The sequence below is a fragment of the Paraburkholderia sp. GAS334 genome (genome assembly GCF_050436625.1).
Taxonomy (GTDB): Bacteria; Pseudomonadota; Gammaproteobacteria; order Burkholderiales; family Burkholderiaceae; genus Paraburkholderia.
This window is the reverse complement of sequence record NZ_JBNDMO010000016.1, coordinates 44,761-66,345: the sequence shown is the minus strand read 5'-3', so window position 1 is coordinate 66,345 and position 21,585 is coordinate 44,761. Positions and strand designations below refer to the sequence as shown.

The window sequence follows — 21,585 nt, the reverse complement described above, 5'->3', positions numbered from 1 at the left end:
GTGAACCGATTGATGGAGACCTGCCCGTGAATACAGTGCCCTTCCCTTCCAGCAGAAACGTTGACGCCACGCACGACGCCAACGCGAAGCCCGCCTGGTCGCGCGAGGAATTCGAAGCGCAGCTGCGCGCGAAAGGCGCGGGTTATCACATCCATCATCCGTTCAACGTGAAGATGAACGGCGGCGGCTGTTCGCATGAGCAGATCCGCGGCTGGGTCGCGAACCGCTTCTACTACCAGATCAACATTCCGCTAAAAGACGCCGCGATCATGTCGAACTGCCCGGATCGCGAAACGCGTCGGCGGTGGGTGCTGCGCATTCTCGATCACGACGGCTATGGCGAAGACGAAGGCGGTATCGAAACGTGGGCACGTCTCGGCGACGCAGTCGGCCTCACGCGCGACGAACTCTGGTCGCTCGAACACGTCACACCTGGCGTGCGTTTTGCGGTGGACGCGTACGTAAATTTCGCGCGACGCGCGCCGTGGCAGGAAGCGGTGTGTTCGTCGCTGACCGAGATCTTTGCGCCGCAGATTCATCGCGACCGGCTCGCGACGTGGCCTGAACACTATCCGTGGATCGAGCCCGCTGGCCTCACGTATTTCCGCTCGCGCATCTCGCTCGCGCAGCGCGACGTGGAGCACGGTCTTGCGGTCACGCTCGATTACTTCAAGACGCGCGAGCAGCAGGAACGCGCGCTGGAGATTCTGCAATTCAAGCTCGACATCCTGTGGAGCATGCTGGATGCCATCGAAAAGGCCTTCCCGACATGAACGACAACGCCTCCTCAGCGAACGACATGCAGGCCACGGGTAACGCATGGCATCCGCGGCTGAAAAAACTGTTCCGCCTGCAATGGGAGCCAGCACAGGATGCGCACGTGCTGCTTTACCCCGAGGGCATGGTGAAACTGAACCCGAGCGCCGCACAGATCCTGCTGCGGTGCGACGGCACGCGTGATCTGCCGACGCTCGTCGCCGACCTTGAGCAGGCGTTCAACGCAACCGGCCTCGCACCCGAAGTGCAGACCTTCGTCGACCACGCGCTGACGCGTGGCTGGCTGGAATAGACAGCATGACCGACCTTTCCCGTCCCGACACGATCGCGCAGACCGCAGCACTATCCGAAGCGGGCGCACCTGCGGTCGCGCCGCCGCTGTGGCTGCTGGCGGAGCTGACCTATCGCTGTCCGCTGCACTGCGTGTTCTGCTACAACCCGACGAACTACACGGATCACCACAACGAACTCGACACCGCGCAGTGGATCGATGTGCTGCGTCAGGCCCGTGCGCTCGGCGCAGCGCAGCTCGGGTTTTCAGGTGGTGAGCCGTTATTGCGCGACGACCTCGAAGTGCTGGTCGGCGAGGCGCGGCAACTCGGCTTCTATACGAATCTGATCACGTCGGGCGTCGGTCTGACCGACGCCCGCCTCGATGCATTGAAAGCGGCGGGACTCGATCACATCCAGCTGTCGTTTCAGGACTCGACGCAGGAACTCAATGACTTCCTCAGCAGCACGCGCACGTTCGATCTGAAGAAGCGTGTAGCCGCATCGATCAAGTCGCACGGCTTTCCAATGGTGCTCAACTGCGTGCTGCATCGATTCAATCTGCCCCACGTCGATAAAATCATCGACATGGCGCTCGCGATGGGCGCCGAATACCTGGAACTCGCGAACACGCAGTACTACGGCTGGGCGCATACGAACCGCGCGCAATTGATGCCCACCGCGGAGCAGTTGCAGGAAGCCGAAGCGGTCGTGAACCGCTATCGAAAAGAAATCGGCGACCGCTGCACGATTTACTTTGTTGTGCCCGACTACTTCGAAACGCGCCCGAAGCGCTGCATGAATGGCTGGGGCTCGGTATTTCTCGGCATCGCGCCGGATGGCGTGGCACTGCCCTGTCATGCCGCGCGCTCGCTGCCGGGTCTCACGTTCCCAGCTGTCACCGAAATGCCGTTGCGCGAGATCTGGTACGACAGCGACGCCTTCAACCGCTTTCGCGGTTTTGGCTGGATGAAGGAGCCTTGCCGCAGTTGCGATGAAAAAGAGCGCGACCTGGGCGGTTGCCGATGTCAGGCGTATCTGCTGACGGGCGACCCGGCGAACGCCGATCCCGTCTGCGACAAGTCGCCGGAGCACGAGCGTGTGGTGCGGATCGTGCGTGCTGCGGCAAGGCGCGCGCCGGACGATCGCACGAACGAACAGCCCGTGCTGTTCCGCAACGACGCCAATTCACGGCAGCTCGCGGGACAACCCGCAGGACAACCCGCTTTGGCAGGCGATGGCCACCCACCGGACCGCCCGATCCGTCGAGGAGAGCGCACATGACGACCGCCCCCATCTCCGTCCTGCTGGTGGACGATCACGCTGTGGTTCGCGAAGGTTATCGCCGGCTGCTCGAACTCAGTCCCGATGTGCAGGTTGCGGGCGAGGCCGGCGACGCCGCGCAGGCCTATCAGCGCTTCTGCGCGTTGCAGCCGGATGTCGTCGTGATGGACCTTGCGCTGCCGGGCGCAAGCGGCATCGAGGCGATGCGGCGCATGCTCGCGCGCGAACCCGATGCGCACGTGCTGATCTTCAGCGTGCATGAGGAGACGCTTTTCGTGCGTCGCGCGCTCGATGCCGGCGCGCGCGGTTATGTGACGAAGGCGAGCGCGCCGGATGTGCTCGTGGAAGCGGTAAGGTCGGTGGCTAAACGCGTGTGTTATCTGAGCGCCGATGTTTCGCAGGCGCTTGCGTTGCGTACGACGTTCCAGGAAGGGCCACCCGGACGGCAGCTATCCGCGCGCGAATTCGAGGTGCTGCGGCTGCTCGTACAGGGCTACACGCTGCCGAGCATCGCCGAACGGCTGGGCTTGAGCCAGAAGACGGTTGCCAATCACCAGTCGGTGATCCGGCAAAAATTCGGCGCGGACAATGGCGTGCAGCTCGCGCAGATGGCGAACCGCCTCGGCCTTCACTTTTCCGAATTCGCCGCTGCGCCCGCAGGAACGCCTGGCCCATTCGGCCCAACGCGGCTCGCCTGAGCGGGCACACGCGCGCAAAACAGAAAGCCGCCTGCTGGCTGGCTCGCGATGTGAAACTCGCCGCCGAGCGCCTCGACGCGCTCGCGCATGCCGATCAGGCCCAGGCCCTTGCGCGGAATCGACAGATCGACGCCCGGACCGTCGTCGGCCATCGTCACGACAATCTCGCCGGCCTCGCCCACCGTGCGCACCAGATAGATCTCCACCCGTGCATTGCGCGCGAACTTCGAGACGTTGGTCAGCCCCTCCTGCACCAGACGGTAGAGCGTGATGTTCTGCGCGTCGGTGAGTGCAGAGAAATCGCCTTCTACCGTCAACGTGAACGACGCGCCCGGCAGCCGTTCGCGCCAGCCCTCGACGCAATGTTCCAGTGCACCCGGCAGGCCGAATTCATCGAGTCCAATGGGACGCAGCTTGCGGATCATGCCGCCGATCTCGCGATACACGTGATGCGCGCTTTGCATCAGCGTCAGCGACACCCGGTGGATTTCCGGTTCGCGCTCCGCCGACAGATCGCGGATACGGGCCGCGTCGAGTGAAATCGCGTTCAGGTACTGCCCGAGTTCGTCGTGCAGTTCGCGTGCAAGATGACGCCGCTCGTTTTCCTGCGTATCGATGCCCTGACTCGCAAGCCGGCGGTTATCGGCGAGGAGCCGTTCCGCTTCTTCTTCCAGCGCCCGGCCTCGAATCAACTCGCGCTGCGATTCGCGGTAGCGCCGCCACGCGAACCAAGCGAGGCCGCTCGCCAGCACGAATAATGTGGGCGGCAGTTCGTCCAGCTGGAAGCGTTCAGCACTGCGCGTCCATCGATAGAACAGTTCGCCGAAATCGAAGATCGCGCAAAGCGCCGCCGCGACAGCAGTGATCAGCGCGACGCACGCCAGATCGCGCCGCACCGTCGAGTGAGGCGAAGCGCCGTTGCGTGCAGCGGAGGGAGGGAGGGGATCGGGTGGCATCACAACCTATTCTACTCATCGAACCCGCATGCAACTGCATGCGCGCGCAACGGAAATGGCATTTGGGAACGCTTCCCAGCACGATCGGGAGAACTTCCCGGGGCATTCGCGATCGCCCTGTGCGACGCTATCTGTACGGTTCCGAGCCTGTGTCTCGCGCAAACGCCCGAGCCGCACGAAACACGAAACACGAAACACGAAACACGAAACCGGCAACGATAGCGAATGCACCGGCAGGAGACAACGATGACGAGCATGCCGCACAAGCCATACCGGGCGCATCGGTTCAAACCCCGTGCTGCGCTGCGTCTGTGCTTTGGCGGCGCCCTCGCAAGCGTCACGGTCGCAGCCTGGGCGCAGGAGGCCACGCCCTCCGCTCCTGCTTCATCCGCCACCGAAGCGGCCGTGAAAGAACTGCCGCCGATTATCGTGATCGGCACCACACCGCTCGTGGGTGTCGGCACGCCGCTCGAACGCGTACCGGCAAATGTGCAGACCGTGCGCGGACGCGACATCGAAAAGCAGCATCCCGTCACGCTCGCCGGTTACTTCGCGGCGAACCTGCCGGGCGTCAACATCACCGATGCGCAGGGCAACCCGTCGCAGGCCGATATCAGCTATCGCGGGTTCACCGCCTCGCCGCTGCTCGGCACGCCACAGGGGTTATCGGTGTTTCTCGACGGCGTGCGCATCAACGAACCCTTCGGCGACGTGGTCAACTGGGATCTGATTCCGCAGGCCGCCATCAACACGATCCAGCTGATTCCCGGCTCGAACCCGAGCTTCGGGCTGAACACGCTGGGCGGCGCCATCGCGATTACGACGAAGAACGGCAACATGAACCCTGGCGGCAACGCAGAAGTCAGCTTCGGCTCATTTGGCCGCAAGATCGCGCAGATCGAACAGGGTGGCGCGATTGGCTCCAACCTCGACTACTACTTCACGGCTAACGTCACGAACGATAACGGCTGGGCCGATCACAATTCGAGCCAGTTGCGCCAGGCGTTCGGCAAACTGCGTTATCACGACTCTGACAATACGATTTCGCTCTCAATGGGCGGCGCCGACAATACGCTGAACGGCTCGCAGACCATTCCGAAATCGTTCCTCTTTAACCGCAGCCAGGCGTACACGTATCCGGATACGAACAAAAACAGCGTCGGGTACCTGACGCTCTCCGGCGAGCACTATTTCACACCGAACGTCGAACTCACGGGCAACCTGTACTACCGGCACTATCGCAACACGAACACCAGCAGCAACGTCAACAACAACTTCGGCAGTGTCGACGATCAGGGCAACATCGATACGATTCAGGCGACCAACGACCAGTCGGTGATCATCACCGACAGCTACGGCGGCAGCCTGCAACTTACACTGCTGAACCGGCTGGCCGGTATGGACAACCAGTTCGTGCTCGGTGCCGCCGCAGACTTTGCGAACTCGCATTTCACACAGCAATCGCAGAATGCGTTTTTCACTGACTCACGCGCGACGATCGGCATCGGCGGTTTCCAGCCGCGGACGGATGCGAAGACGCGCAACCAGACTTTCGGCGTCTACTTCGAGAACACGCTGACGTTTACCGAACAGTGGTCGATGACGCTGGCCGGGCGCTATAACTGGTCGAAAGCCGTGATCGGCGACGAGAGTGGCATCCAGCCGCTGCTCGACGGCAGCCACACGTTTTCGCGCTTCAACCCGGCTGTCGGCATCAACTGGAATCCGACCTCGTACTTCACCGCGTACGCGACGTATAACGAAGGCATGCGTTCACCGACGGCGATCGAACTCGCCTGCGCCGATCCCGCCGCGCCCTGCTCGCTGCCGAACAACTTCGTCGCGGACCCCGACCTCAAGCCGGTGGTCTCGAAGACATTCGAAATCGGCGCACGGGGCCACATTGGCAGCGCGACGACATGGAGCGCCGCGATCTATAGCACGACGCTTAACGACGACATCCAGTTCGTCAGCAGCAACGGCGCGGCAAGCACGCTCGGTTTTTTCCAGAACGTCGGCAAGACGCGCAGGCAAGGGCTTGAACTGGCGGGACGCACGCAATACGGCCCGGTCGGATTCACGGCGAGCTACAGCTATGTCGATGCGACCTATCGTTCGACGTGGACGGAAAACAGCGCGAGCAATTCCAGCGCGGATGCCAACGGCAACATCACGGTTAAATCGGGCGACAAAATTCCAGGCATTCCGGCGAACACCGTCAAGCTGCGGATCGACTATTCGCCGTTCGCGAAGTGGAACATCGGCACCAACCTGTCGTATCGCGGCAGCATCTTCGCCCGCGGCGACGAAAACAATCAGGACGTGAACGGCAAGATTCCCGGCTATTTCCTGATCGACCTCGATACGACGTACAACGTCACGAAGCAGTTGCAGATATTCGGCAGCATCAAGAACCTGCTTGACAAGAAGTACTCGACGTTCGGCATCGTCGGCGAGAATTTCTTCAACGGACCGAATCACACGTTCGACGGGGCGAATCCGGTCAACGAGCAGTTTCTCGGACTCGGCGCGCCGCGCGGCTTCTGGGTCGGGATGCGGTACGCGTGGAAGTAGTTGAACGAATGCTAAAGGCCGCGACGGTTGTCGCGGCCTTTAGCTTTATGCGCGAGTGGCGAACGTGGCGTGAGCCTGCTGCCCTGCCCGCGCTCAATGCGATTCGATCGAACCCGGACTGGCCGGATAGGTCACGATGCCCCATGCAAGCGGCAGCTCGCCAATCTGTTTGATCGTCTGATAGTTCGAAGCATCGAGCACGTACACCGCATTCGAACGGCCGCACGCGAGCAGCACCTTCGAGCCGTCAGGCGTGAAGCTGAAGTGCCAGCAACGCTGACCCACTGCTGCATCGCTGACATGCTCGTAAGTCTTTGCATCGAACACCTGGAGCGTCTTGTCGCGTGCAGCGGCCACCAGCAGATGCTTGCCCGACGGATCGAACGCGACGCCATACGGACCGAGCTTCGTGTCGACGGTCTTCACCGTCTTCAGGTCACCCGCATCGAGCACGACAAACTTGTTGGTGTTCTCCAGCGTGACGACATACTGCTTCCCATCCGGCGACGCGCGAATGCCGCGTGGCCGCGAGCCCTTGTCCAACTTTACGGTACGCACCGCCGCGCCGCTGCCGACGCGATACACGGACACCGTATCGTCACCTTCATTCGTCACGAGCAGCAGCTTGCCGTCCGGCGAGAACTCGACGCCTTCGGTTTCGTGACCGCTCTTCACCGAGCGGATCACCTTCAGGGTCTTCAGATCGACGATCGCGATTTCGGCGGGCGGCGAGTTGCCTTCGTCGTCATCCTTGCCGCCCTGCCCGTGCTGCTCCGGCGGTCCCGATGCACCCGGCGTACCTGACGCTGCCGGCGGCCCCGGCGGCCCGCTGCTTTCGCCTGGCTCGTATGTCACATACGCGTAGCCGCGATGCACGCGCACGAACTCGGGATTCTTGCCGATCTTCGCTCGCCGCACGACCTTGCCCGTCGACGTATCGATTTCCGCGAGATCGCCTGTTTTCTTGTTCGCGACGAGCAGATGCCTGCCGTCAGCGGTCAGACTGAGTCCTCGGGGACCATCGTCGCCGAGTGAGATGGTGTTCAGGAGCGTCATCTGGTCCAGATCGATGACGCCGACGCCAGCCGTCTCGCTCGTCACATAAGCCATCGGCGTGGCGGCCAGCGCGGTGCCCGCGGCCATTGCGGTCGCCCCAATGGCGGATAAAAGCGCGAGATGTGCCGCCGTTTGTCTAAAACGCATGATTGTCTCCGGCATTCTATTGACGTGCGGGCTTTCGGGTTTTGCTCCGGTTTTACTTCGGGTTTTACTTAACGGAAGCCCGATACTCAACTTAGCTCATTGGCCCTTTGTCTGGCAATCAATGCGGGCAGGAGAATTTCCCGAATTCGGCGCCGGCTTCGATCTGGGCAAATGGACGGGGCAACAGCGACAGCGCTTATCCGCTACTGACCTTCCGCAGCAAGCAGATCGACCAGCGATTTCACGCCACGCTGCCACGACAGATCCGTATTGCCACGAATATCGACGGAGCGCTGGAACACGGTCGTGCCGTTCGTCACATCCTCGACACGCAGATTGATGTTCAGGATCAGGTTGCTGATCTTCTGCACCCAGCACACACCGACGCGATCGACGTTCAGCTTGCGGCCCACTTCACGTTCGCATCCGTTGCACGCGTTGAGGTCCTGCGTCGATTGATGCGACGCGATCATATCGGCGGCAGGCGCGTTGTCCGCGACGCGGTATAGCCCGCGTTCGCGCAGTTCGTCGCGGAGTTGATCGCTGATCATGCCAATGCGAGTCTGCTGGACGCGGGTCGTGTCGGCATCGTTATAGGCGGCATTGTCGTCGATCAGCGAGCAGTTGAGGAGCGCGATCGATCTGGGCTCACCCGTTGCCTGCGCAACCGATCCGGTGGCACACACAACAAGGCTCGTGCAAAGCAGCATGGACGCGATACGGATTCTGCTGCTAACGCGCGTTGTTTCGGGCGGGCGGGACACGATGTCGCATTTCCTCGCGGTCGACACATGCCGCGACACACGGCGCGACGCCAAAAGCATGCAGTCGAAGGAAGACATGAACAAGTAGATGAAGTCCTTAGCGGCGACAACACGCCGGGATACCCGCGCATTTTGCATTGCAGCATCTTTGCCACGCCCCGGTGCGGCGTTACCGCTTTGCCGGCCGCGTGCGGACGGCAAAGCCGGTTAAACGCTTTGGGCTTTCGGCTCCCTGCGTTCGACACTCAGCGAGCGGCGGGCGTCAGTTCCAGACGATGCACCGTTGCACCCGGCAGGAACGGTGTCGCGTCCCCCCGCACCCACGCTCTGTGCCCCGTGAGGAAATACGGCGACAACGGATGACCTGACTGTCCGCCCGGCATCTCGAAGATGCCGTCCTGCTCGCGCCCCGGCGACACGATCATCCGCTCCGATGCACCGAAGTTCGGCGACTGCACGCGCGGCATGTTGATGTCGCCCGGCAACGGATCACGCGGCGCGCTGAGCCAGCCACGCACCCACGGCACCCATGAAGGCACGCTCCTCGCCAACGGATGCCCGATCGCCGCGCGATTGCGCTCGCCCCAGTTCGCGGTGTCGAGCGTCGTGCCCGGCGGCAGCTGTGCAATGGCGTGGTCGACGCGGTCGAGCATGAACGCGCGCCAGTCGGCGAAACCCGCCGGCACCCATGCACGATGCGTGGCGAGCGATTCCATCACCGCGTCGTAGCGTGAGCTCGCGACGCGATAGCCCAGTTGCGGATCGATCGCCGCGAGCCGCACGTCGAGCGGGCCAAACCACGCGTCGTACAACGAGAAATAGAAAGCGCGCACCAGACGGTAGCCGATCGCATCGGTAGCCGCACGGCCGTTCCACTCTTCGATCTGCCGACGAAAGGTCGCGCGTTGCGGGTGATCCTTCAATGCATCGGCATCGAGCGCGGCGAGCGCGATGTCGCGCCAGCGGCCCATCCATAACGCGCGGTCGTCGGTCTGGATCGACAGCATGTCGCGTTCACCCGCATGCGGCAGCGCGAGCAGATCATCGCGAATCTGCGAAGCGCGCGCGCCGACGTCAGCGCCGGAATCGCCGATGCGCGCGGCTTCAGCCAGCGGCAGCGTGCGGTTGTTCGCGGTCCACAGCCGGCCCAGCGGCGGATCGACGCGCGATGGATACGCCTGCGGCGGCAGATACGTCTGCCAGCCGCGATACGTCGATGAATCGAACGGGAGATCGTCTTCTGGCGCGCCGTCTGGGCCCGGCGCCCCGGCATCCCGCTCCGGCAACGGGCCGGCCAGCGTCCAGCCGATCGTGCCTTGCGCATCGGCGACCATGAAGTTCTGCGTGGGAATGCCGCTCGTCTGCGCGACGTGCAGTGCGTCTGCGACATTCGCGGTGTCTTCGAGATGCTGCAGGTTCAGGTTGACCGCCCGAGGGTCATGCGCGACCCAGCGCAGCGCGTACGCGCGCGACCCGACGACGATCAGCGGTCCCCAGTGCGTCTCGGCCACCGGCAGATCGACCGGTGCCCCGCCGTTGACCTCGATCGATTCATGATGGACAACCGCGCGCTCCCACGTGCCGCCGCTCGCGCGATATCGCAACGGATCGGCGGGATCGCGCTGCAACACGATCAGATCAATGAAATGGCCGTAGCTGTTGGTGAAGCCCCATGCGATCTGTCCGTTGCTGCCCGCGATCACGAGCGGTGCACCGGGCAGGCTGACGCCCGTGATACGCACTGGCTTTCCGTGCGCGCCCGGCCACGCGAGCGAAAGCCGGTACCAGATGTTCGGCAGCGAGAGGCCAAGGTGCATGTCGCTCGCGAGTAGCGCGCCGCCATGCATGCTGTGCGCGCCATCGACGACCCAGCCATTGCTGTCCGCCATCGCATCCGTGGCGGTCAGCGATGCGTCTTCAGCACGCGCCAGCGTCGTTGGCGACGATGCGGCCGCCAGCCAGTCCGGACGTAGTGCGGGCGGCATTGGGGGTTCGTCATGCGCGGGCACGGCATCATCGAACGGTGCGTCCCAGTGGCTTTGCTTCGGCAGCAGGAATGCGAGCAGACCGTCTGGTACAGGGTCGCGCAACAGGTCGCGCAACGCCGCGCGCGACAGGATCCGCCGCACCTCCTGCGATTGAAGATCGAAGTACATCGCGTAGACCACCAGCAACGTGTCCTCCGCACGCCACGGTGCCGGACGCGTGCGCAGCACGACATACTCGAACGGTCGCGCTGAAAGCGATGCGAGCCCGTCGTTGACGCCGGCCACGTAGCGTTCGATCAACTGGCGCTCGCCTGCGGGCAGTGAATCGAAAGTGCTCCGTGCGCGCTCGCGAAACCGGTGCAACCGGTTGCGGCGATCGAGTTCGAGCGCGGCCGGCCCGACCAGCGCGGACATCTCGCCCGCAGCGACGCGACGCAACAGATCCATCTGGAAGTAGCGGTCCTGCGCGTGCACGAAGCCGGTCGCATACGCGACGTCGGTACGCGCGTTGCCGCGCAGCGTCGGCACACCGAGCGCATCGCGCGCGATCGTCACGGGCGCGGAAAGCAGCGGAGAAGAGGAAGCGTGCGCGCCATCGAGTTGCGGCAGGCTTGCCCGCAATAGCATCCAGAACGCCAGCGCCAGGGCCAGAACGACCAGAAGCACGGCGAACGTCGCGGCAAGGAGCCAGGTCGAGCGGCGGGATGTCGAAACGTCAGCGGTACGGGTCATCGCGTCAGAATGCCGTACTGGCCGATTTTTCGCATGCACCTCATCTAATGCGCCGGATCTGGCTCATTCGGGTCACATATTTCGACGCGAGCGCCCAGTTCGATCACGCGGTTGGTCGGCAGCTTCAGATACGCGGCCACATTGCCGACGTTATGCAACATCACCGCGAACAGCCGCTCGCGCCACAGCGCCATGCCCTGGCCACGCTTCGGCACGAGCGTCGCGCGACTCAGGAAATACGACGTCTGCGCAGGCTCGAAATCGAGTCCTGCCGACCTGCAGGCTTCGAGCGCGCGTGGCAGGTCGACTTCGTCCTTGAAGCCGTACGTGATGGTCAGTTGATAGCAGCCGGATTCGAGCGGATGCAGCGATACGCGCGCGCTCTCCGCCACCCACGGAATCTCCGCGTTCTTCACGGTCAGAAACACCACCCGCTCATGCAGCACGCGATTGTGCTCGAGGTTGTTCAGCAACGCATGCGGCACGACGTTCGGATCCGTCGACATGAAAATCGCGGTACCGCCCACGCGCACAGGCGAACGCGCGAGCAACGAGGCGAGGAACGATTTCAGCGGCGTCGTGCCCGCGCGAATCCGCGCTTCGACCAGCATCATTTCCCAGCCCCGTCCCCACGTTGCCATGACGGTGAACATCAACATCCCGATGACCAGCGGGAACCAGCCGCCCTGCGCGATCTTCAGCAGGTTGGCGGAGAAGAACGTCGCATCGATGATGAAGAAAAACACCGTCGCGAACACGCACAGAAACCAGTTGTAATGCCATGCATAGCGCACGACGAAAAACGTCAGCACTGTCGTGATCAGCATCGTGCCGGTGACCGCGATGCCGTAAGCCGAGCCAAGCGCCGTCGATGAACCGAAGCCGAGCACGGCGGCCACCACCGCGATCAGCAAGGTCCAGTTGATCCCGGGCACGTAGATCTGCCCGATCTCTTTCGCCGACGTATAGACGACGTTCATGCGCGGCAGGAACCCGAGCTGCATCGCCTGCTTGGTCATCGAGTACGTGCCGGAAATCACGGCCTGCGACGCGATGACGGTCGCGACGGTCGACAGCACGACCATCGGATACAACGCCCATTGCGGAAACAGCAGATAGAACGGATTTTCCAGTGCCGAAGGACTGGCGAGCAGCAACGCGCCCTGCCCAAGGTAATTCAGCGCGAGCGCCGGAAACACAAGGGCGAACCACGTGAGCCGGATCGGACGCTTGCCGAAGTGGCCCATGTCCGCATAGAGCGCCTCGGCGCCGGTCAGCGAGAGTACGACGGCGCCGAGCGCGACGAACGCGAGCCATTCATGATGCAGGCAGAACGCGAGGCCCGCGAGCGGATCGAGCGCGTACAGGATGTGCGGCGCGTCCATGATGTTGACGACACCCGAACCGGCGAGCACCGCGAACCACACGACCATCACCGGGCCGAACACCGCGCCGATGCCCGCCGTGCCGTGCTTTTGCATCACGAAGAGCGCAATCAGCGCAACCAGCGTGACGGGGATGACGTAAGGCTTCAGCAGCGGCGTCGCGACTTCGAGCCCTTCCACGGCGCTCAGCACCGAGATCGCGGGTGTGATTACGCCGTCACCGTAGAAGAGCGCCGCGCCCATCACACCGATCGCGAGCAGCGTATGACGCAGACGCGGCCGCGTTGCCACCGAAGAAGCGGCGAGCGCCAGCAGCGCCATGATTCCGCCTTCGCCGTGATTGTTGGCGCGAAGGATCAGCGCCACGTATTTCAGCGAAACCACCACCGTCAGCGACCAGAAGATCAGCGAGACGATACCGATGACGTTGCCCGCGTCGAGCGGAAGTCCGTTGGCCGGGTCGAAAACGGTTTTCAGCGTATACAGCGGACTCGTGCCAATGTCGCCGTACACGACGCCGAGCGCAGCGAGCGAAAGGGCGAACAGCGCCGGCCTATGCGGACTCGGCGCGCCGACATGCCCGGGGGCCGGTGCAGCGGATGCTGGCAGTCCCACGTCTCCCTCCAGACGTACGCCTGCGCCGGCAGAAGCCGCGCAGCGCTGCGCGCTTTGCCCGCGTGGGTACGGATTGTCGTTCCGGTTGTGCCGCGCGAGCCCGAATCTTGCAAGAGTGTCAGGTCGTGCTGCGTGCTGGCCGTGTTGATGAAGTATAGGGAAGGGGCGCGAAAAACGGCGGCAAAAAAACCGGTGACGCAGTGCGCGAAAACCCGGATCCTCATGGGGTTTTCCACGAGTACTTATATCACCTTGTGAGATGTAACTGGATCTGGCGCGGGCACTTCAGATGGTGCGCTTACGCGCGCGGACGCGCTTTCACGGCGGTATCCAGACCGGCAGCCCTCTCCGGCAATCGTCGATTTATATCACGATCGCATACATTCATGAGAACAAGTTCTTTCCCTTAATTCCAGCTTTCATTTAAGGTGACGACTCTTTTAACTGGCGTCGCTTTCTTCTGACCAAACCGACCTTGCTCCGCTCGATACTCGTTCGCACACTGTCCTGGCTTGCCCGCTTTACGCCTGGTAATCTCACCGTCCGCTGGGAAGAGCGTATGCGCGCTTGCGTCGGCGCACTGCTCGGGATCGGCTTCACCGGCACGGTCATGCATCTGCTGCTCGGTCCGGTCGGCAGCATTCCGCTACTGGTCGCCCCGATGGGCGCGTCTGCCGTGCTGCTGTTCGCCGTGCCCTCCAGCCCGCTGGCGCAGCCGTGGTCGATCATCGGCGGCAATCTCGTGTCGGCGACGGTTGGCGTGCTGTGCGCGCAGTGGATCGCGGACCCGGTCGTCGCCTCTGCGCTCGCAGTCTCGCTTGCGATCTGCGCGATGTTCGCGCTGCGCTGCGTGCATCCGCCTTCGGGCGCGGTTGCGCTGACCGCGGTGCTCGGCGGTCCGGCCGTGCACGCGCTCGGCTTCGGCTTCGTGCTGGCGCCGATTGCCATGCAGTCGGCGGCGCTGCTCTCGGCCGCGCTCGTCTATCACGCCATCACGGGTCATCGCTATCCGCACGCAGCACACGTCGTTCACATCCGTTCGGGCACCGACGCGGCTACAGCCAGCGAACAGACGCGCGGCGGCGTCACCCGAGCGGACATCGAGGCCGTGCTCAACCGCCGCGGCGAGCTGCTCGCGATCGATCCGGACGATCTGGAATCGCTGCTGCGCGAAGCCGAGATGCGCACCTATGCACGCACCTTCAGCGAGACCCTCTGCGCCGACGTGATGTCGAAGAGCGTGATCAGCATCTCGCCCACTACCACGGTCAAAGCTGCGTCGAACCTGCTGAAGCGGCACGGCATCAAGGCATTGCCGGTCACGGATGCAGCGCGACAGGTGGTCGGCATCGTCACCCGCGCGGACCTGGCGGGCAACCCGACGGGCGCGCGAAAGAGCCCGACGGAAAGCCTGTCCGCGCGCTGGTTCACCGGCACGCCCAACCCCGATGCGACAGTCGATACGGTGATGAGCACCGATGTCTGCTCGATCGAGGCCGCGACGCCGATCGTCGAACTGGTGCCCCTCTTCGCGGATTACGGCCACCATCACATTCCCGTGCTCGACGCCAGGCGCCAGCTCGCGGGCATCATCACGCAGGCAGACCTGATCTCCGGCCTGTACCGGCAGACCCAGGCCCAGGCCCAGCAAAGACAGGTTGCATGATTGTCTAACGACGAAATATGTATCACCTTGTGATATATTCGCCATTTAACCTGTCTTCATCAATGGCGGATCACGGATGAAAGTCATCACACGCGGGTTGGCGAAAGCAGACTTCGAACAGCTGTCGGAATTTCGTTACCAGATGCGGCGCTTCGAGCGCTTTTCCGAGCAGGCCGCGCAGGGCGAAGGCATCACGCCGCTGCAATACCTGCTGCTTTTGCACATCAAGGGCTACCCGGATCGCGAGTGGGCGACTGTCGGCGAACTGGCCGAGCGGTTGCAGGCGCAGCATCACGGCGTGGTCGCGCTGGTCTCGCGTTGCGAGGCGCTGGAACTGGTGACGCGCAAGATCAGCGAGACTGACCGGCGTCAGGTCGAAGTGCATCTGCTGAAAGCGGGCGAGAAAGTGCTCGCGCGGCTCGCGGAACTGCATCGTGCCGAACTCAAGTCGCTCAAGGGCGCGTTCACGATTCCACAGATCGATTTGTAACCCGTCATGAACCACGATACGCACAAGCGCGACTTCTCGATCAATGCGCGGCTGCCCGGTATTTCCGCGCTTGCAGCGGGAATCGGTGCACTCAGCACGCTCGCCGCGTTCGCGCTGCTCAGCCTGATTCATCTGTTCACGAACCTGTTTTTCTTCGGCAGCTTTTCGTTCGCCGATCGCTCCCCGGCACTCAATACGCTCGGCGCGTGGGTCGTGGTGATTCCGGCAGCGGGCGGCCTCATCGTCGGGCTGATGGCGCGCTTCGGCTCGGAGAAAATCCGCGGTCACGGCATCCCGGAAGCCATCGAGGCGATTCTCTTCGGCAAGAGCCGGATGTCGCCGAAAGTGGCCGTGCTGAAACCGCTATCGTCGGGCATCGTGATCGGCAGTGGCGGTCCGTTCGGCGCGGAAGGACCGATCATCATGACCGGTGGTGCGCTCGGTTCGCTGATTGCGCAGTGCGTCAAGGTGACGTCAGCAGAACGCAAGACGCTCCTGGTGGCCGGCGCCGCAGCGGGTATGACCGCCGTATTCGGTACGCCGGTCGCGGCCGTGCTGCTTGCCGTCGAGCTGCTGCTGTTCGAATGGCGTCCGCGCAGCTTCCTGCCGGTGGCGCTCGCGTGCGCTGTCGCAGGCTTTGCTCGCGCCGTGTTCTTCGGCACCGGGCCGCTCTTTCCGCTCGTGACCGCGCCGCCGGACGCCTGGTCGCTCGTCTCATGCGTGATCGCGGGCCTGCTGTCCGGGGCGCTGGCATCGGGTCTGTCGGCGGCGCTCTACAAGACCGAAGACCTGTTCGGCCGCCTGCCCATTCACTGGATGTGGTGGCCGGCGATCGGCGGTCTTGTCGTGGGCATTGGCGGACTGATCGAGCCGCGCGCGATGGGCGTCGGTTACGACGTGATCGGCGATCTGTTGCACCAGCACATCGTGTTGCAGGTCGCGATTGCGATTCTCGTGGTGAAAGCGGTCATCTGGGTCGTGGCACTCGGCTCGGGCACGTCGGGCGGCGTGCTCGCTCCACTCCTGACGCTGGGCGCGGGCCTGGGCACCGTGCTCGCGCACTGGCTGCCGGGCGGCGAGCCGGCACTGTGGCCGCTCGTCTGCATGGCCGCCACGCTCGGCGCGACGCTGGGCGCACCGCTGACCGCCATCATGTTCGCATTCGGCCTCACGCACGACAGCAACGCATTGCTGCCTTTGCTGGCGGCCACGCTGGTCGCGCACGGCTTCGCCACCGTCGTCATGAAGCGCTCGATCATGACCGAGAAAATCGCGCGTCGCGGTTACCACATCTATCGTGAGTACGGCGTCGATCCGCTCGAACGCCATTACGTCGACGAAGTGATGACGCGCACGGTGGACGCCATCGTTGCGAGCCTGACCGTGCGCGATGCGCTCCTCACGTGGTTCGGTGCGACGCAGGCGCGACGTGCGTATCCCGTCGTGCAGAACGATGCCGTGCTGGGCGTGGTGGACCGCGCGATGCTCGAACAGCTTCGCGACAATGAACCGGGCAACACGCTCGACCTGAAGCTCGCCGACGCACTTCGTGATCATTCAGCGGTATTCGCACTGGCCGACGAGACGTGCCGCGTTGTCGCGACGCGGCTCGCGGTGCACGGTCTAGAACGGCTGGCCGTGGTGACGGATCTTGAAAGCCGGCGTCTTGTGGGCATTGTGTCGCGCAGCGATCTCGTCAAGCCGTCGATTGCACACTTCGAGGAAGAGCAGAAGAAAGAGCGCTTCCGTCGTCTGCGCCTGAAACCAGGGAAGCGCCACTTCCCGCCTGTGCGTCGATCGGGCGGCATCGAGCAGTAGCCGGCGCGTCGTCGAAGCGAAGCGCGCGCGTACGGGAAACGGGAACAGCGCGCGCACACGCGACATCCAATTGCCTGTCGAAGGTCGAAAGAGACCCGACGCGCGCGGGTCGACTCCGGCCCGCCGCCCTCGAACAGGAGATGGCCCATGAAACTCATCAGCGCAGTACTCTGCGGTGCACTGGCGCTGGCCAGCGCAACCGTTCGCGCGCAGAACGCCGGCCCGACCGATCCACAGATCGCGGCGATCGTTGTGACGGCCAATCAGGTCGACATCGACGCCGGCCGGCTTGCGGAATCGCGAACGAAATCGAAGGACGTCAAGGCGTTTGCGCAACTGATGATCGCCGATCACAGTGGCGTCAACAAAGCGGCTGTCGATCTCGTTCACAAGCTCGGCGTGACGCCGGAAGACAACGCCACGAGCCAGAGCCTCAAACAGGGCGGCGACGCGAATCTCACGAATCTCCGCACCCTCAAGGGAGCGCAATTCGACCGTGCCTATATCGATCATGAGGTCACATATCACGAGAATGTGCTGCAGGCGCTCGACAAGACGTTAATCCCGGACGCGCAGAACGCTGAATTGAAGGCGCTCTTGGTGAAGGTCAGGCCGGCATTCGTCGCGCACCTCGAGCACGCGAAAGCATTGCAGGCTTCGCTGGAGAAGAGCGGTGCTTGAACGTCGCGTGAAACCGCGTGGTCCCCGAAGGCGTGCAGCACCTGCGGATGTTCGTCGCGCACTCCGCGCATGCGTCATGGGTCTCGCGGTGGCAACGGGCGCAATCGCAGATGCTCGTGCGGAAACATACGTGATCGCCATCGAGCAGATGCGATTCAACCCGCCCGCGCTGACCGTGAACCGTGGCGACCAGATCGTCTGGGTTAACAAGGATCTGTTTGCGCACACGGCAAGCGCAACCTCGAAAGCGTTCGATTCGTCCAGCATCGCGCCGAACGCCTCATGGCATTACGTCGCGCGCAAGGCCGGCAGCTATCCGTATCTGTGCACCTTCCATCCGACCATGCGTGGCACACTGGTCGTGCGATGACACAACCTCGACGAGGCTCATCCGATGAATGCCCCTGACGTAGCAAAAACACCTCGCATGGACGACGAACTGTCGATCGTCGCGCGTATCGTCGCGGGCGATCGCTCCGCGTTCGAGTTGCTGATGCGCCGGCATAACCGGCGCCTGTATCGCCTGGCGCGGGCGACACTGCGCAACGACGCGGAAGCCGAGGACGCGCTTCAGGAGGCCTATCTTTCGGCCTACCGTTCGATTGCACAGTTTCGTGGCGAGTCCACGCTGTCCACCTGGCTCTCCCGCCTCGTGCTCAACGAGTGCTTTGGACGTTTGCGCCGGGCTGCCCGCCGCCAGAAGGTGATTCCGATGTTTGATGCGAACACTGAACCCGATCTTGACGCCATGGCCGCACACGCAGACTCAAACGCGATCCCCTCCCCGGATACAGCCCTCGCGCGCGCCGAGATGCGGGCACTGATCGAGCGTTAGCTCGATACATTGCCGGAGGCGTTTCGCATCGTGTTCGTGCTGCGTTCGGTGGAAGAGATGAGCATCGAGGAGACGGCCCACTGTCTCGACATTCCGGAAGCGACAGTGCGCAGCCGGCACTTCCGCGCAAAGCACCTGTTGCGCGACGCGCTGGCGCAGGAAGTCGATGTCGCCGCACGCGACGCGTTCGAATTCGGTGGCGCGCACTGCGACCGGATCGTGGCGACCGTGCTTGCGCGGATCAACGGGGTTACGCAAGCGCCGATGCGCCAGGTCGCGCAGATTGACCATCGGCTGAAACAGGGTCCGGTTGCGGACGGAGCGTCGAAATCATGAAACCCGGGACGATTGCGACGATGATCCTGGTGTCCGCATGCGCGACCGCCCACGCGGAGACGATCAGGATACTGTCAGGCACATATGGCGAAAACTGCGGCGTGCGGCGAGGCAACGCGACCGGTGATCTCGCCCTTCATTGCAACAACCGGGATGCATGCGATTACGTCGTTGACCGCTCACGCATCGGCGAGCCTGCGGTGGGTTGCCAGAAAAACTTCCTTGCCGAATGGTCGTGCGGTAGCGCTGAGCGGCACACGGCCGAGGTAAGCCCCGAGGCCGGTGCGGGCAGTACGCTCGTATTGAGCTGCATTCCGATGACAGGCGCCGGGCATTGAGCCCACTGCAGAAGCCAGCCTATTGCCCGTCACACAGAACCGCGGTAATCAGCAGGGGAACCACCTGTTTGACGATCGCAGTGCTGCCCGTTGCACGCACACGCGACTCCACAGTCTCAGCGGGACCATTGACGACTGCGCCATAGGCCGAATTGCTGATCGGCTCGCCGCTTCCCTTCCTGAATATCGCGTCGTTGCGTTCATAGCCGAGCACGGCGTAGACGCGAAAGCCGAACGCCGTCAGGTTGCTGCCGCGGATGGGTCGAAAGGCGTTGATCGAGTTCGCCTCGACGCGCATGGGCTCGGGTTCGATGTACTGGCTGTTGAGGAGCTGTGAGATGTAGTCGTGCGGGTTCGATTTGCAGTCGAGTTGCGAATCGAGTTCGTAGGCGCGACACAGCGCGGGTGCGAGCATGGCGCCGCCGGCGGCAAGCACAATCAGCGCGTGGACAGCGACCTTTCTCATGGTAGCGATGCCGTTTCCTTTACCGTGTCACGCTCTCACGCGAAGGCGCGAGGCGTATGTACGCTAGCCGCCAGTGTCACACACCATAAGCCGCCTTGCAGTCGGGCTGCCAGCCGCTGCCCGCAGCGTCCCGCAGCGGCCTTCACGCCGCCAGCCGGTGGCCGTCCATGGCAGGACGGGCGTCGGCGGGCGGGAAAACGTTCCATGAACCGTCGGCGTGGCGAAAGAAGAAGATCGACAGCAGACCGCCCGGGCGTAACGCCTCGACGCACACATAGCGGCGCCGCTCAGCGCCGCCGTGACAAAAGCGCGTGACACGGGCGGGCATCGCGGGCGTCGGCGCCAGCCATTTGTCGACGGCCCAGTGCAACGATTTTTCTGCGGCGTTCATGATGGTCTCCTTACAGCGTATCCGGGACTGCGTCAGGCAGCGTGGGCCGCGAGATACGCATCGTTTCTTCCACCTTCGACAAATGCCTTGACGAGGCACACCAGCGCGCGCACGCCGGCACGCGGATGCGTGAGGCAGGTCTGCACCTGTTCGCTATGGCTCTTGCCAAGCAGGCACCACGCACAGAAGTGTTCGCAGTTGTTGGTCAGCAGGCGATAACGGTTTTCGCCGAGGCGGGAGCGTGCGCGGCGCACGGCTTCTTCGCTGCCGTAGCGGGCGTGCGGATAAGGACGCACCATGACTACGTGCCCGGCGGCGAAGTGCTCAAGCGTGACTTCTTCGACCGGCCCGCGATGTGCCGACGAGGCAAAACCCGCGTAGTGAACAACCATTCCTTCGCCGACATAGATGCCGTGATGTTCATAGCCGCGGCGTTCGGTAACGAGATGCGCGCCAAGCGGAAGTTCGTTATAGGTCTTGAGCGGAAGGTCAGGCGACATCGAGACGACGATGGGGTCCTTTCCCCACCCTTCGCTCTTCGCCGGTTGCTGGTTGCTGTTCATGGCTGCCCCGATTTCGTCTGGTTGCTGCAAGCGGCGCTTGCATCCGATGGCCAACACTTCTGCAGGGTGTTTTGCATCAACCGGGCCATGTTTATTAACTCATTGATTTGTATATATTTTATTGCACATTGCTTGCTGCGGACTGGCCGGTATGTGCGCAGATAACCGACAGATTCCGGTTCGATCTGTTGGCGCACGACCGCCACTTTGACGCGGCTCCGAAGAGCCGGCGCGCTGATTCGAGGTGTTGGGTCGACCACCGGTGCGGGTGGGCGTCTGTTGGGGTGAAGCCAACGAATAGAGGGGTAAATGCAGGCGCCGTGTGCGCGAGCACACAGTTAACCTTCAAACAATCAATGGCTTACGCGATGCACGTTGCACCGGCGAAGTGTTGGCACGACCCTTGCGCCTAAGGGCTCAGACTTCTTTTGACCCGGCCGTGCCAGACGGCCAACCGGAGACCCAATATGGCTTCCATCACGGTGAATGACCTCTCGTTGAATCTCGCGCTCGATCGCAAGGCCATGGCAGCGATTCGGGGCGGCGGCGGTGCGCCGTGGGTGTACGGCTGGATCCAGCCCTACGTTCGCGAAACGCCGAGCTTCGGCCCGACCGTTAACCTGTACGAGATCTCGAACAGCTTCTATGCTAACCAGATGATCAATACGTTCCAGTCGGTCGACGTCAACAACACCGGCTCGAATTCGAACATCACTGTTTCTCCCGACGCTCGCAGCAAAAACAATGCGGTGTAA

Annotated in this window: 21 protein-coding genes and 1 pseudogene; 14 read left to right on the top strand and 8 right to left on the bottom strand. The window is 63.1% G+C overall.

Annotation, left to right across the window (positions count from 1 at the left end; genetic code table 11):
• Positions 1–35: 35 nt before the first annotated feature.
• Genes pqqC through P3T21_RS25435 form a run of 4 tightly spaced genes read left to right on the top strand, consistent with a single transcriptional unit; the run spans position 36 to position 3,029 of the window.
• Complete coding sequence (pqqC, locus tag P3T21_RS25450; protein WP_429258806.1) at positions 36–773, top strand: pyrroloquinoline-quinone synthase PqqC; 738 nt, start codon at positions 36–38, stop codon at positions 771–773.
• Positions 774–799: 26 nt separating this feature from the next.
• The gene (gene pqqD, locus P3T21_RS25445) at positions 800–1,069 is read left to right on the top strand and encodes a pyrroloquinoline quinone biosynthesis peptide chaperone PqqD (RefSeq protein ID WP_429258805.1); all 270 of its coding nucleotides are present in this window, start codon (positions 800–802) and stop codon (positions 1,067–1,069) included.
• A 5-nt stretch (positions 1,070–1,074) separates the two neighbouring features.
• Positions 1,075–2,331, top strand: a complete 1,257-nt coding sequence (pqqE, locus tag P3T21_RS25440) for a pyrroloquinoline quinone biosynthesis protein PqqE (protein ID WP_429258726.1) — start codon at positions 1,075–1,077, stop codon at positions 2,329–2,331.
• Positions 2,328–3,029, top strand: a complete 702-nt coding sequence (locus P3T21_RS25435; protein WP_429258725.1) for a response regulator — start codon at positions 2,328–2,330, stop codon at positions 3,027–3,029. Before pqqE ends, P3T21_RS25435 begins: the two co-directional genes overlap by 4 nt.
• Here P3T21_RS25435 and P3T21_RS25430 read toward each other — a convergent pair.
• Complete coding sequence (locus tag P3T21_RS25430; protein ID WP_429258724.1) at positions 2,960–3,985, bottom strand: histidine kinase; 1,026 nt, start codon at positions 3,983–3,985, stop codon at positions 2,960–2,962. The two genes, P3T21_RS25435 and P3T21_RS25430, sit on opposite strands and share 70 nt — an antisense overlap.
• A gap of 246 nt (positions 3,986–4,231) precedes the next feature.
• Here P3T21_RS25430 and P3T21_RS25425 point away from each other — a divergent pair, with 246 nt between their 5' ends.
• On the top strand, positions 4,232–6,559 hold the full coding sequence (locus tag P3T21_RS25425) for a TonB-dependent receptor (RefSeq protein ID WP_429258723.1): 2,328 nt from the start codon (positions 4,232–4,234) through the stop codon (positions 6,557–6,559).
• A gap of 93 nt (positions 6,560–6,652) precedes the next feature.
• Here the strand turns inward: P3T21_RS25425 and P3T21_RS25420 are convergent, their stop codons facing one another.
• Positions 6,653–7,777: a cytochrome D1 domain-containing protein gene (locus P3T21_RS25420; RefSeq protein ID WP_429258722.1), complete on the bottom strand. Its 1,125-nt coding sequence runs from the start codon at positions 7,775–7,777 to the stop codon at positions 6,653–6,655.
• 188 nt (positions 7,778–7,965) lie between these two features.
• Positions 7,966–8,448 (bottom strand): DUF3280 domain-containing protein, encoded by a 483-nt coding sequence (locus P3T21_RS25415; RefSeq protein WP_429258721.1) that lies wholly within the window; start codon positions 8,446–8,448, stop codon positions 7,966–7,968.
• A 22-nt stretch (positions 8,449–8,470) separates the two neighbouring features.
• Between P3T21_RS25415 and P3T21_RS25410 the strand changes: the two genes are divergently transcribed.
• On the top strand, positions 8,471–8,614 hold the full coding sequence (locus tag P3T21_RS25410; RefSeq protein WP_429258720.1) for a hypothetical protein: 144 nt from the start codon (positions 8,471–8,473) through the stop codon (positions 8,612–8,614).
• A 157-nt stretch (positions 8,615–8,771) separates the two neighbouring features.
• On the opposite strand, the gene P3T21_RS25405 is transcribed toward P3T21_RS25410, so the two are convergent.
• Positions 8,772–11,246 (bottom strand): penicillin acylase family protein, encoded by a 2,475-nt coding sequence (locus P3T21_RS25405; protein WP_429258719.1) that lies wholly within the window; start codon positions 11,244–11,246, stop codon positions 8,772–8,774.
• Positions 11,247–11,290: 44 nt separating this feature from the next.
• Positions 11,291–13,240 (bottom strand): potassium transporter Kup, encoded by a 1,950-nt coding sequence (locus tag P3T21_RS25400; protein ID WP_429258804.1) that lies wholly within the window; start codon positions 13,238–13,240, stop codon positions 11,291–11,293.
• A 481-nt stretch (positions 13,241–13,721) separates the two neighbouring features.
• Between P3T21_RS25400 and P3T21_RS25395 the strand changes: the two genes are divergently transcribed.
• From P3T21_RS25395 to P3T21_RS25365, 7 genes and pseudogenes are all read left to right on the top strand, one after another.
• Positions 13,722–14,912 (top strand): HPP family protein, encoded by a 1,191-nt coding sequence (locus P3T21_RS25395; protein ID WP_429258718.1) that lies wholly within the window; start codon positions 13,722–13,724, stop codon positions 14,910–14,912.
• 76 nt (positions 14,913–14,988) lie between these two features.
• Positions 14,989–15,402: a MarR family winged helix-turn-helix transcriptional regulator gene (locus P3T21_RS25390; RefSeq protein WP_429258717.1), complete on the top strand. Its 414-nt coding sequence runs from the start codon at positions 14,989–14,991 to the stop codon at positions 15,400–15,402.
• Positions 15,403–15,408: 6 nt separating this feature from the next.
• Positions 15,409–17,220, top strand: a complete 1,812-nt coding sequence (locus P3T21_RS25385; protein ID WP_429258716.1) for a chloride channel protein — start codon at positions 15,409–15,411, stop codon at positions 17,218–17,220.
• A gap of 147 nt (positions 17,221–17,367) precedes the next feature.
• On the top strand, positions 17,368–17,901 hold the full coding sequence (locus P3T21_RS25380; RefSeq protein WP_429258715.1) for a DUF4142 domain-containing protein: 534 nt from the start codon (positions 17,368–17,370) through the stop codon (positions 17,899–17,901).
• 76 nt (positions 17,902–17,977) lie between these two features.
• Positions 17,978–18,271, top strand: coding sequence for a cupredoxin domain-containing protein (locus P3T21_RS25375; protein WP_429258714.1), 294 nt, complete (start codon positions 17,978–17,980; stop codon positions 18,269–18,271).
• A gap of 57 nt (positions 18,272–18,328) precedes the next feature.
• A pseudogene (locus tag P3T21_RS25370) lies at positions 18,329–18,979 on the top strand (RNA polymerase sigma factor); the annotation flags it as partial.
• Between the two features lie 89 nt (positions 18,980–19,068).
• Positions 19,069–19,410: a hypothetical protein gene (locus P3T21_RS25365; RefSeq protein WP_429258713.1), complete on the top strand. Its 342-nt coding sequence runs from the start codon at positions 19,069–19,071 to the stop codon at positions 19,408–19,410.
• 19 nt (positions 19,411–19,429) lie between these two features.
• On the opposite strand, the gene P3T21_RS25360 is transcribed toward P3T21_RS25365, so the two are convergent.
• From P3T21_RS25360 to P3T21_RS25350, 3 genes are all read right to left on the bottom strand, one after another.
• Positions 19,430–19,876 (bottom strand): hypothetical protein, encoded by a 447-nt coding sequence (locus P3T21_RS25360; protein ID WP_429258712.1) that lies wholly within the window; start codon positions 19,874–19,876, stop codon positions 19,430–19,432.
• Between the two features lie 142 nt (positions 19,877–20,018).
• A complete protein-coding gene (locus P3T21_RS25355) occupies positions 20,019–20,267 on the bottom strand; it encodes a hypothetical protein (RefSeq protein WP_429258711.1) in 249 nt (82 codons plus the stop codon).
• Between the two features lie 32 nt (positions 20,268–20,299).
• On the bottom strand, positions 20,300–20,830 hold the full coding sequence (locus tag P3T21_RS25350) for a lecithin retinol acyltransferase family protein (RefSeq protein ID WP_429258710.1): 531 nt from the start codon (positions 20,828–20,830) through the stop codon (positions 20,300–20,302).
• A 467-nt stretch (positions 20,831–21,297) separates the two neighbouring features.
• Between P3T21_RS25350 and P3T21_RS25345 the strand changes: the two genes are divergently transcribed.
• Positions 21,298–21,585: a hypothetical protein gene (locus tag P3T21_RS25345; RefSeq protein ID WP_429258709.1), complete on the top strand. Its 288-nt coding sequence runs from the start codon at positions 21,298–21,300 to the stop codon at positions 21,583–21,585.